This window comes from Clostridium kluyveri DSM 555 (genome assembly GCF_000016505.1).
Lineage (GTDB): Bacteria > Bacillota > Clostridia > Clostridiales > Clostridiaceae > Clostridium_B > Clostridium_B kluyveri.
In genome coordinates, this window is record NC_009706.1 from 353,296 (window position 1) to 365,988 (window position 12,693).

Below are 12,693 nucleotides of genomic sequence, written 5' to 3' on the forward strand. Positions count from 1 at the left end.
AGAAGGGAATCTATGAATTGTTTCTGATAAGTCAGTTAGGCCAGAGGGAAAAAGGGCTTTTGAAAAATTAAAGCTGCCCTTTTTTTTCTTTAGTATTATTTTCAAATATTTCGTATGAGTATATGACTAAAAGCAATACTATGAATATGGTGGAAAATCTATACATAAAAGCGTAATTGCTGCGTTCTGCAATAAAACTTAAAAAAATGGCTCCTAGTGTGTAGGATAAGTCCATAGAAGATAAAAAAGTTCCATTTGCAGCTCCTTTTCGGTTATGTGGAGAACGATTTACTGTCCAGGCCTGTAAAGATGGCTGCACGGCTCCGTATCCAAGGCCATAAAACAAAGAAGATATTATAAGTAATAATGTGGAATTTGCATAAGATAGTATTATTAGTCCCATTATCATAAAAATTGACCCTGGAATTATTATAATAACATGTCCTCTTCTATCAAATACTCTTCCTACAAAGGGTCTTGTAATTAAAATCATTGCAGCAAATCCTATGAAATAAACCCAAATAGAAGATATATTGATCTCTTTACCGTATAACATTATATAACTCATAATTCCACATAGTGTTATTACTAGAAGAAAACACAGTAAAGAGGGCAGGGCAGCTCTTTTTTCAAAGGATTCTACCGGTGAAAAAATTTTCTTTGGAGTAGATTTTGAAGCAATTTTCTTAGGTGTTTTAACTTGAAAAAGAAATAGTACTCCAATGATTACTAAAGCTACTGATATAAAAGCAATATTTTTGAAACTGTATAAGTTCATTAGAATTATTGCAAACATAGGGGATAAAGCCATGGATATTATCATAGAAAGAGAATAATAACCCATGCCTTCACCACGTTTTTCTTTAGGTATAATATCAGAAAAAATGGCAGCAGCGCCGGTAGAAGCAAGTCCCCATCCCACTCCTTGAATAACACGGACAATTATTATGCCATCTACAGGAAGCCAAATATAAGATAGTGTAGTTACGTTAAGAATTATTCCCCCTATTAAAAGTAAGGGTTTGATCTCAAGTTTGTCCATTATACCGCCTGAAATTAGCCTGATAAGCAGTGAAGTTATTGAAAAAGTGCTTACTACAAGACTTGCTTCAAAGTTACTGCCGCCACAGAGTTTTGTGTATGCAGGTAAAGTTGGTACAAGCATGTAAAATCCTAAATATATAAATAGATTGGAAAATAGCATTACTATGTAACTTTTAGTCCATAGTCTTTTAGATATCCATTGAAGTTCTCCTTCCAAGGTGATTCCTCCTTAAATATTAATTTATCCGAAGGCTACCATTGCTAACACCCATCTTTTTCAAAGTGGGAGATAAGCACTACTACGCCCTTGGATAAGTTCTTCTAAGGTTCAGATAACGATGTGTATTCCTTATAAGCAAACTCCACCTGAACCTAAGAATCACTTGATGTTTTTGTTAATCTGCAAAAGGACTTTGCGGTATATATTTAATTCCTCATAAGATATATCATGAAGTATATCCTTAAATATTTCCTCTAAAAAGGGAGTAACTTTCTTACATGTATTTAGACCATCTTCTGTTATATGTATTACAAAGGAGCGCCTGTCCTCTTTGGAGGCATGTCTTTCAATAAAATTTTTTCTTTCCATTATATCGAGTATTCTGGTTAATGTAGACTGATCTTTATCTGAAATTTCTGCTAAAAGTTTTTGACTTATTCTATTCTTTTTTGATAAATTTACTAATACCAACCACTGCTCAGTGGTTAGATGAAATTTTTTTAATTTTTTATTCACATAATGTACTAATTTTTTGGAAGTCTTATTAGTCAACATTCCAATATCTTCATCGTAAGATTTAAGCATATTATTCCATCTCCTTAAAATAAATTTGTTACATCAATAGTTTGTATAACAACTAATTATAAACAGATTTATACACATTTTTCAATAGGTATTATATAAATTAAGGTTAATAACATATGTTTTATATAGTGAATAATTTATTTACAAATAATTTTATTGTCAGAAATGAATAAATTACATTATTATACAGAGGTTTTTATACTTTTTTGTAGAATAATTACTATAATGTATATTAATATAGATTTAATAGTATTGATAAGTTTAATTTCAAATAATTTATAATGAGGTAGCTTATGGTAAATATATTAGTATTAGAAGATAACCAAGTTCAAAGAAAAATTCTAGTTGAAACAATAAGACAAATAGACAAGCACTTTATTATTTATGAGGGGGATAGTGAAAAGGAAGGTCTGGAAATTGCAAATGAAAAGGAAATATCATTATTTTATGTAGATATCAGTTTAAAAGGCTCTTCAGGACTGGATTTTGCAAAAAAGGTAAGAACTATAGACAAATACAAGTTAACATGGATTGTATTTATAACCACCTATGTAAAATATATGTTGGAGGCATTTAAGGAAGTCCATTGTTATGATTATATTATAAAACCCTATAAAAAAGAAAAGGTAAGGGAAGTTACATTGACTCTTCTGGAAAATAAGAAGCGGGAAGATATAAAGCTTATTGATGAAAAAAAGTATGTAGTATTTAATGTAGGGGGAATTCTCCTTAAACTTTGTGTTGATGACATTATTTTTATTGAAGTATATTTGAGAACTTTTATTATACATACTAAAACTGGAAAATATGAGGCAAAAAATACTTCCTTAAAGAAAATAAAAGAACAGATGAAGTATTTCAATTTTATTCAAGTGCATAAATCCTATATTGTCAACTTAAAATTAGTAAAATCCATTGATAGGACTACATGTCCATGGAACATACAATTTGAAAATTATAAAGAGTGTGTACCTATAGGAAATAAATTTAAAGATGATGTACTCAAGAAATTTAAAGATAATTTTAGAGGTGTGCTATGAATAACTATGAACTTTTTTTTAGTTCTTTTACAGAATTAATCAGTATACTTATATTGTTCAATGCCTTCAATAAGAATTCTCAGAATAAGTTTATAAAAAGTTTTATTATTATTTTATTATCGAGTATAGTGGTAGTCATAACCAATTCTTTTACTTCATGGATAGGAACACTCATCAATTTTGCTTTTCTAGTATTTATGCTTATGTTCTTTTATAAAAAAAACATGAGGGATCTGGTGATAGAATATACATTTATAATAGTATTTGTCATGGTAATGGAATTAATTGTAGATAGAACTTTAACAGTATTTGTATTCGGAGAACTTAATAGTGAATTTCTCAATTATATTTTCACTAACACGATAATGATAATTTTATGTGCTTGTGTTTATTTTTGCCTTACCGATAAAATTATATTTAATATGTATAAGAGAATAGATAAATTGTATTTTTTATTAATAAACCTGATTATATATGGTATCATAGCAAAGCTGATATGGGAAAGTGACAAATATATTATACTGGAGAATGCCTTTGCATTTATCATGATACCTATTGTGATGTGTATTGTAAATTTAATATTTATTGTCTATAGTGAAAATATTGTAGAACATAAAAAATCCCTGGAAACCTATAACAAATACAATTCTGTAATTTTAGATTTAATAGATGAAATAAAAAGCAGGCAGCATGATTTTAAAAATCATTTCTCAACTATATATGGAATGGTATTAACTTATGATGAAAAAGAGTTAAGGTATGAACTGAAAAATTATTTGGAATCCCTGCAAAAGTCTCTTTCAGACACTGAAGAATATATATACATGGGCAGCAAGGTTTTTGCCGCAGTAATTTATGTAAAAGTTAGAGAAGCAAAACAAAAAAATATTGATTTTTGTTTTAACATTGAAGATAATACTATAAAATTTCCGTTAAGAGGATACGAACTGTCAGAAGTGCTAAATAATTTGATTGATAACGCTTTTCAAGCTGTAACGGATATGGAGCCAGATAAAAAAAATGTATATTTAAAAATAACACAAAATGAGAAGGAAAAGTGTATAGAGGTAGGCAATACAAAACCTGAAATGTTTGAAAAAATTATTCCAAATATTTTTTACAAGGGTTTTACCACTAAAAAAGAGAATGGGCATGGATATGGGTTATATAATGTAAAAAAGATAGTACAGAAGTATAAAGGTAAGATTGAAGTTTTAATAGAAGATGAAAATGTAGTTTTTAGGATAACATTTTATTCCATATGAATTTTTATTTGGAGATTATTTGAAATATTTACGGTACTATAATTTGTACAGAATGTAAATACAAAAAGCATGAAATAGTGTTTTTTAAGCATGAAAAATTATTAAAAGGGGATAATATGTTTTTCATGCATGAAATAGGCTGTTTCGTGCTTTTTGTATTGAATATGAAATATATATCCATATAATCTTAAGTATGGCAGTCATCTTAGATAGTAATAAAGTCATACAAATTTTTTAGATTGCTAATATTATGCGAGGGGGAATTAGAATGAAATTAAAAACATTATTATTTAGTGGAATGATAGCTACAATGGTAGCTACTCCAGTATTGGCGATGGGTTCAGGTCATAGTTATTATACTAATGTATATTATAGTGATGACACAATGTGTAACGGTGATTTTGGTCCAGAACATAGTGTAAGAATTAGAATAACGCATAACACAAGTGCAAACCAAACTTATGCATTAGCAGCTTGTGGTTGTAATGGATATAGTGTTGGTAGTAAAATTATACTTAATGGTCAGGGTAGGGAGGTTCATGCCAAAAATTATGCACAAACTACCAGTTTAAGTGCTCCTGGAAATTTAGTAGCTTCCGAAATACACAGAGTCGATTATAAACTTTAAAATTTAAAAAGGTTCATCAGAAATTTCATGGTGAACCTTTTTAAAATATTTCAATCGGTATTAAATAATTTGGAGGTATTCTATGAAAATTTTGAAAAAATATCTTAGAAAAACACAATTTCTAGCCTTATGCTTAACTTCTATATTAATTTTTACATCACTAACTATAGGACATGTTGAAAAAATATACCAAATGATGTTAGAAGTAAATAATTTTAAAACGATTAATAGTGTTGCTTTTTATTTTGATGAAAAGAATTTAACTTTAAACAATATAGTAAAATCTCTAAAAGAAATAGAATTGCAAAAAGATATAATAATAATTCATGAAGCAGGACGAGCCTTTATTCCAGGTGCATCTCAATTTGGAATTTATTTTAATGGAATATATAAAAGTGGATATAATTTGTTGGAAGGAAGATTTTTCAATGTAGAGGATTTTAAAGAAAATAGAAAAGTAGTGGTTATTGGTAAAAAGCTTATAAATAATGTGCAAACAGAAGATGGGAAAAGATACATATATAGAGGTAATGATAAATTTTTAGTTATAGGAATAATAGGAAAGGAAAATAGTGATACACAATACGATTCCCGGATTTTATATAATCTAAATGTGGACCTTGGGGAGGAAGATATGCCTTATTTGGCACAGGGGTTTAATTTAGATAGTGTAGTAAAAAGTAAAAACAATTTGAAGAATATTATTAATGTGATTAATAGAAAAAATAATAGTGCTCCTATAAGAACAGTTTATGAGGATGAGAATGTCAGTCCTTTAATAAGTGCTGTACAAAATTCTAGAACCTTATTACTTAACTTTTCACTTATAATATTGTGTATTATTATATCTCTTACAAGAGCTGCAGCACACTGGATAGATAAAATAGCTTTGGAGCTGGGAGTAAGAAGAATGTATGGGGCCTCAAATAAAAATATTATTTTACATATAGTTAAAGGATATTTAAGTGTATCAGGAATATCGCTAGTTATAGCACTTACATTTGAAAAGTTATTGGTATTAGGTAATGCACTTCAAATACAAAACAGTAGTTTAAGTAAATTCAATATGCTTGCCAGTGCTGTTTTTATATTGATTATAGGAATTATAGTTACTGGCATAAGTACATTTAGTATAAATAAGACTCAAATAAGTTATCTTATCAAAGGAAAGGTGTAATTTATGAAATTTAAATATGCTATTAGGGGAATATCAAGTAGATTCTTTTATTCATTTTTAATTATTGCTCAATTAATTTTTGGATTTTATGCCATGTATGAAAACATAAATTTATATAAAAGGATGGATCTGGAGACAAACAAGGTGGAAAAATTTTTTAAAGATAAAAAAGCTTATTCTTTAGAAGTTGAAAATATGAATACTAATAGTAGTGATAATGATTTACAAAAAATAATGGATGCTTTTGGCAATATGGAAAACAGTTCTAAGTATACTTTTGTAAAAACTTCAATGATAGGGTCCATGGCTCCTATTTTCAATAATTATCAACAATTTCAAGACAGTGATTTTAAATCTAATATTAATGGTAAAACATATTTTCAAGCTAAAAATATTAGTATAAATAAACCATATCTTAAAACCTATCCGTTAAAAGTTGAAAAAGGAAGATTATTTACCAGTAATGAATTTAATTTTATTGGTAACAACGCTGTATTTCCTATTGTAGTTGGAGCAAACTATGGTAAGTATTTTAAAGTAGGAGATGAAATTCCACTGGACTCTCGCATTGGTAAAATAATAGGAATACTTAAAGAAAATGAGTATGGTCCTGGAGATGTATCCCAACCAAGTAGGAGATATATAAATTTAAATAACTATATTATATCTACAGATGCAATTTATCAAAAAAAGCTTGAGTTGTGTGATATGACATTATATAATGCAAATTACATTTTATTTGATAATTCTACAAATCAATCTGAAATATATAAGGAGCTTATAAAAATTAAAAAAATGTTCAATGATATGCCTGCTGTAAAAGATGCAGGGGTAAGAGATCTTACAGAATATATAACCCAGGATTTAGATATGCTTAAAGAACAATATGAAATAGTGGCTATAACATCTATGAGTGTCATTATATTTGTGTGTATAACATTTATTATATCAATATTGGATTCTATAAATAAAAGAAAAAAGGAATATGGCATACATATTATGAGTGGGGGAAAATTATCTGATATTGCTGGAATTACTTATTTAGAAATATTTATTACTTTTTTCATGGCATATATGATTACGTCATCATTTATATACTATAGAGATGGAGGAATGATAAATATTAATAGCTTACTTATATTATTGATTTTAATGGTAGCTATATCTATAATTTCAGCCTTAATTCCTATAATAAGAATAGTTAACTTAGATATTAATCAACTAGTTAAAGGGGATGAATAGATATGGAAATTATAAAATTAAATAAGGTAAATAAAATATATTCTTCAAGACAAAATAAAGTAAATGCACTTAACAATATAAATTTAAGCATTAACAAAGGAGAATTAATCGCAGTAGTTGGACCATCTGGCTCAGGTAAATCTACTTTACTTAATATAATTGGAACATTAGATAAAATTACAGATGGAGAGTATTTATTAAAAAATCAACAAGTTGAAAAGCTTAATGTTTCTCAATTGTCTCAAATAAGAAATAAGACTTTTGGATTTGTAGTTCAGCATTTTGCATTGATTAGTGATTATACAGTATTTGAAAATATAGAAATACCACTAGAATATGGAAAGGTTAAACGTAATGACAGAAAAATATTAATAAATGAAGTGGTTGTTAAACTAAATTTAGATGATAAAATAAACAAAAATGTTAAAGAACTTTCTGGTGGTCAATGTCAGAGGGTGGCCATAGCAAGAGCCATAGTTAATAATCCTGAAATAATACTTGCAGATGAACCTACAGGAGCATTAGATCAAAAAACTGGACAAGATGTAATGAATATTTTTAAAGATTTAAATAGAGAAGGCAAGACAGTTATTATAGTGACCCATGATTCTAAAATAGCTGACCAATGTAACAGAATTATAAAAATAGAAGATGGATGTATAATCGAATGAGAAATAAGTATTGAGCTTTTCTCAAAAAGAGAGCACTAATAGATTTGTGTAAAATAAGATAGGATAAGCTTTAGCTGGAAATTACTATAGGTTATATTCCTAGAGTCTGTAGAAAAAATATATATTCCTGGACTATAACTAAAATATGGTTTAATTTTATTAAAAACCTTAATAGTGAAATAGCTGCGGTAAAAGAAGCCGGTGAAGAGGCAGTACAGGAATTAAATACTAAACACAACGAACTTATTCAGTTTGTTAAAGATAGGGAAGAACTGCAAGGGAAAAAGGAACTTACTGGAATTAAAATCAAACCATCAGCAAGAAAAGCAGGAACTACAAAATAGGTATAGCAAAGAAATTGAAGATTATCAGAATAAGTACAAGGAATTGTTAAAACAGCTGGAACGGAAGAAGTCTCCACGTACGCCTCACTAGGAAAAAACAAAGTAATGATGTAAGTTAATAGCTAAAAATGGAGAAAACTAAATAGCGTATATTCACAAAAACGAAAGTTTGGGATATCTCCAACATTGATTTTGAAAAAATTAAAAACAAAAAGATACTGGACAAATTTAATAAAACTTGATTTTTATTGTTGATTTTGAAAATTAGCAATCAGAATAATAAAAATTGACTGTTAAAAGTAAACTGGAAATCTATTTTTTACATTTTTGGAGTGATTTTATGCTATTTAGTAGCTTAACTTTTTTATTTTTATTTTTACCGCTAGTAATATTTTCATATTATTTAGTAAATAGGAAACTAAAGAATTATGTATTACTATTATTCAGTTTGTTTTTTTATGCTTATGGTGGACCCAAGTTTTTAATTTACTTGGTAGTTTCTGTTTTTTTTAATTATATTTTTGGACTTCTAATGAGTCAGTATAAAGAAGAGTTTTTTAAAGCAAAGATTATTTTATTCTTAACCCTATGTGTAAACTTATCTATATTAGGATACTTTAAATATGGTAAATTTATATTACAAAATATAAATTTATTATTTAATACGAATTTCCAGTCGGGAAATATTATTATGCCTATTGGAATATCTTTCTATACCTTTCATTCATTAAGTTATATAATAGACATTCATAGAGGACATGCAAAAGTTTTAAAAAATCCATTTACACTACTACTGTATATTTCATTCTTTCCTCAACTAGTTGCAGGACCTATTGTAAGATATGAAACCGTAGCTACTCAATTTTATAACAGGGAGGAAAATGTTGGTAAATTTATTAAAGGTATTCAAAGATTTATTATAGGTCTGGCTAAAAAACTACTAGTAGCTAATTCAATGGGATTAATAGCAGACCAAATATTTAATATGAATGTGTCTACATTGTCTGTTTTAACCTCTTGGATTGGTGCAATCGCATATACTTTACAGATTTATTTTGATTTTTCTGGTTATTCTGATATGGCAATTGGATTAGCAAGTATGTTTGGATTTACTTTTTTAGAAAACTTTAATTATCCATATATATCTACATCTATAACTGAATTTTGGAGAAGATGGCACATTTCACTTGGTACTTGGTTTAGAGATTATGTATATATTCCACTTGGAGGTAATAGAGTTGGTACATTTAAGTTCTTTAGAAATATTTTTGTAGTATGGTTTTTAACAGGTCTATGGCATGGAGCAAATTGGACCTTTATATCATGGGGATTATATTATGGGATCTTACTTATATTAGAAAAATATATATTAAAAGTATATATCCAAAAACTTTGGAAGCCGGTTCAACACCTTTATACTATTTTCTTTGTAATAGTTGGATGGGTACTTTTTAGGTCACCTAACTTTGATTATGCCTTCAAGTATATTAAAAATATGTTTGCCATAGGAGCAACGACAATTGTTTCTAATGAAGCTATATTTTATATTACAGAATATAAATTTGAATTCTTAATAGCTTTTATTTTTTCAATGCCAGTAGGATTAATGATTGTAAGACTGATAAACACTTTAAGATCTAAAAAGTTAACATATTTTTTCATTGATTTTGTTAAACCAATAATTGATATAGCTTTGTTTATTGTTTCTATAATATATTTAGTAAACTCAACATTTAATCCTTTTATATATTTTAAATTTTAGGAGAAAGCATTATGTCTAAATTAAGAAGTATAATCTACATTTTAGGATTTTTATCTATTATATTTATAATAAGTATATTATTTTGGGTGACTCCACAAAAAAAAGTTTCTAATATAGAAAACAGAGTATTATGTCAAAAGCCTAAAATTAATATGGAAAAACTTCTAAGTGGTGAGTATTTTAAAGCTTTTGATAATTATGTAAATGATCAAATACCAGTTAGGGATACTTTCATAAAATATTATACTGAAATAAATATGAAAGTTTTATTAAAGAAAAAAATAAATGATGTTGTGATGGGAAAAAATAGATATTTGCTGGCCTATACTTCTTATCCATTTGATAATTATAAATTTAATAGCAGTGAGTCTAAGAAAGAAGAAAACAATATTTCAAGAATGGTAGACAACATTGCAGTATTGAAAAACTATATCAATTCATATGGTGGTGATTTTTATTTTGTTGGAATACCTAATCAAGTATCTTATTATAAGAATAGCTACCCTAAATATTTTTATAATAGTTCTGAGAAACTTACATTTAGAAACAAACTTATGTTTTCTAAATTAAATCAAAAAAACATTAAAAATATCAATATGAACGAAGTATTTCTCAAGTCAAATGAAAATAATATTTATTTTAAAACAGATCATCATTATAATTTTAATGGTGCCTTAATGGTTTATCAAGCTATTATAAATAAAGCTTTAGAAGAAGAACATATAAGAACCCTTAGCACTTTAAAATATAATGATTTTAAAGTAATTACACTTAATAATACATTTATTGGTTCTAGAAATAATCAATTATATGAGCTATTCAAAAATAATGATAAGTTGCAAATAGCATACCCTAAAAAAACAATCAATTACAAAAAATATGAAAGTGGAAGCTCAGATAATAAGCTCTACTATATTCCTTCAGACCCAAAAGAACCAGTTACATATAGTGTTTACATGGGAGGGGATAAACCTGAGACAATTATAAAAACTAATAGAAATTATTTGGATAATATATTGATTTTTGGTGATTCTTATACTAATGCAGTTGAACCTTTATTATATCTTAATTTTAACGAAACTAGAATATTAGACTTAAGATATTATAATAAAAAAAGTCTTTATGAATATATTGAAGGATATAAACCAAAATTAGTTGTTATGATAAGAGATGATGGAAGTTATACCCTAGAAAGCGGAAATGGCAAATTTAATTAAATGCATTTATCAACAACTTACTGGATAGTTTGAAAATGTAGAATTTCGTTTATAGGTCCCAGTGGGAGCATTCATATCATGAAGTGCAAATTAGATTCCGTAATTTAGAAATATGTACTGGATATCTTATTGCATTTAGACAATATATAGTAATATACTATCCTTAAAGTAACTAAGTTCTTTTATAGATGATTAACCTTGATACCCAAGGGTCATTATCTTTTTATATGGAAATTGAACCAAGAATATTAGAAATATCTATTGCAGATGGAGGGGCCAGTACTTACGGATACTATGTTGCCTATAAATGATAATTTGACATTAGTTCCTACAACAGTATATTTAGGGCAATCGCAAATTTTAAGTTCAAAAAAGTATTATTATTAAAGTAAATCCTAAAAAATCTAAAAGTAAAAAAAGCTAATTAAGTATGATAAATAATGATAAAAAATTTACTATATAATTTACAATAACATATAGCTAATCTTGAAAAAACTCTTAAATATCTAGGTATAGTCATTAAGAAAAATTCTTGTAGCCATCTTTTAGTGAAAATTATATAAAGCAACTTTTAAACTGAAAAATTCTGATTTTAAAAAAGCCCTGAATTAAAAATATTATATACTGCAACTAATGGAATAACTACATTAAATGTGACTTCATTGAAGACTCTCGAAAAGTAGCTGGAAATTTTGAAAAAGAATATAGTTAGCTAACTGTTTATCATTAAATGGGAATTTATTAAATGAACCTTGAAAATCACACATTGTTATGAGAGAACTAATATAAAAAAGGGTATAACAAAAAAGCTAGGATTTTGAGTTGGAAAAATATTCAACAAGTGTTTTGTGCAGCCTTATTTTGTAAAAGGTCGATAAAACTGAATCCAGTGTGCTTTATCCAGGCATCTAAATGTATATTAATTACTGCAAAAGTGGCTAAAGGCATACGTATTATTGCACTTTGAGATTTATATTCTTCAATTGCATAATCTTGAAATATTTGTTTGTTTGGACGCTCTACAGAGGTTCTGGTTTTAAACACAGCTTTAAATTTTTCAGAATGTCGCGGTACTGGAGGAAACATCCTAAGGTCAAAGTCAGGCTTAATGTAAACAACTCTTCCGTAATTGCTGTCAGAAAACTTACACTCAGGTGGTGGTTCTAAAGCTTTCACTCCGAGATAGCAGTGATATTTGATTCCTTTAGGTTTGGAATATCCCCAATTGACAAAAGGAATACCACTCATACAAATAGGATTTCCTTTATCATCAAAGCAAAGTATATCAGGATGGGGATAATCAAATTTTGCTTTTGTTTTAGAGTTTAAAGATATAAAAGGTAGAATATTGTGGTGATTAAGGAGTTCATAAGTAGAATAATTATCCATTGCTCCATCAGCAATAAAGTTTCCAAAGCGAAAATCAGGATAAAGATTATGAATATCCTGCAGTGCAAAAACTGTAGTAATGCTGTCATGACGACTTGCCTGAACCATA

12 protein-coding genes are annotated in these 12,693 nt (G+C 27.6%); 9 read left to right on the plus strand and 3 right to left on the minus strand.

All coding sequences use genetic code 11. The features are described from left to right. Positions 1-67: 67 nt before the first annotated feature. The gene (locus tag CKL_RS01905; RefSeq protein WP_011988955.1) at positions 68-1,261 is read right to left on the minus strand and encodes an MFS transporter; all 1,194 of its coding nucleotides are present in this window, start codon (positions 1,259-1,261) and stop codon (positions 68-70) included. A gap of 162 nt (positions 1,262-1,423) precedes the next feature. Further along, positions 1,424-1,849: a MarR family winged helix-turn-helix transcriptional regulator gene (locus CKL_RS01910; RefSeq protein ID WP_011988956.1), complete on the minus strand. Its 426-nt coding sequence runs from the start codon at positions 1,847-1,849 to the stop codon at positions 1,424-1,426. Between the two features lie 293 nt (positions 1,850-2,142). Between CKL_RS01910 and CKL_RS01915 the strand changes: the two genes are divergently transcribed. The 9 genes from CKL_RS01915 to CKL_RS21450 all read left to right on the plus strand — a co-directional run bounded on the left by CKL_RS01915 (position 2,143) and on the right by CKL_RS21450 (position 11,506). After that, positions 2,143-2,889, plus strand: a complete 747-nt coding sequence (locus CKL_RS01915; RefSeq protein ID WP_011988957.1) for a LytR/AlgR family response regulator transcription factor — start codon at positions 2,143-2,145, stop codon at positions 2,887-2,889. Continuing rightward, positions 2,886-4,154, plus strand: coding sequence for a GHKL domain-containing protein (locus CKL_RS01920; protein ID WP_011988958.1), 1,269 nt, complete (start codon positions 2,886-2,888; stop codon positions 4,152-4,154). Before CKL_RS01915 ends, CKL_RS01920 begins: the two co-directional genes overlap by 4 nt. Before the next feature lie 268 nt (positions 4,155-4,422). Continuing rightward, on the plus strand, positions 4,423-4,782 hold the full coding sequence (locus CKL_RS01925; protein WP_011988959.1) for a hypothetical protein: 360 nt from the start codon (positions 4,423-4,425) through the stop codon (positions 4,780-4,782). An 82-nt stretch (positions 4,783-4,864) separates the two neighbouring features. After that, positions 4,865-5,959, plus strand: a complete 1,095-nt coding sequence (locus tag CKL_RS01930) for an ABC transporter permease (protein WP_011988960.1) — start codon at positions 4,865-4,867, stop codon at positions 5,957-5,959. Positions 5,960-5,962: 3 nt separating this feature from the next. Further along, positions 5,963-7,201, plus strand: coding sequence for an ABC transporter permease family protein (locus CKL_RS01935; RefSeq protein WP_011988961.1), 1,239 nt, complete (start codon positions 5,963-5,965; stop codon positions 7,199-7,201). A 2-nt stretch (positions 7,202-7,203) separates the two neighbouring features. After that, positions 7,204-7,872 carry an ABC transporter ATP-binding protein gene (locus tag CKL_RS01940; RefSeq protein WP_011988962.1) on the plus strand — a complete coding sequence of 223 codons (669 nt, stop codon included), beginning with the start codon at positions 7,204-7,206 and terminating at the stop codon, positions 7,870-7,872. A gap of 630 nt (positions 7,873-8,502) precedes the next feature. Continuing rightward, a complete protein-coding gene (locus CKL_RS01945; RefSeq protein WP_012620118.1) occupies positions 8,503-9,978 on the plus strand; it encodes an MBOAT family O-acyltransferase in 1,476 nt (491 codons plus the stop codon). An 11-nt stretch (positions 9,979-9,989) separates the two neighbouring features. Next, a complete protein-coding gene (locus CKL_RS01950; protein WP_011988964.1) occupies positions 9,990-11,195 on the plus strand; it encodes an alginate O-acetyltransferase AlgX-related protein in 1,206 nt (401 codons plus the stop codon). A 188-nt stretch (positions 11,196-11,383) separates the two neighbouring features. Then, positions 11,384-11,506 (plus strand): hypothetical protein, encoded by a 123-nt coding sequence (locus tag CKL_RS21450; RefSeq protein WP_278184433.1) that lies wholly within the window; start codon positions 11,384-11,386, stop codon positions 11,504-11,506. A 523-nt stretch (positions 11,507-12,029) separates the two neighbouring features. Here the strand turns inward: CKL_RS21450 and CKL_RS01955 are convergent. Continuing rightward, positions 12,030-12,692, minus strand: a complete 663-nt coding sequence (locus tag CKL_RS01955; protein ID WP_012620119.1) for a hypothetical protein — start codon at positions 12,690-12,692, stop codon at positions 12,030-12,032. Position 12,693: the final 1 nt, after the last annotated feature.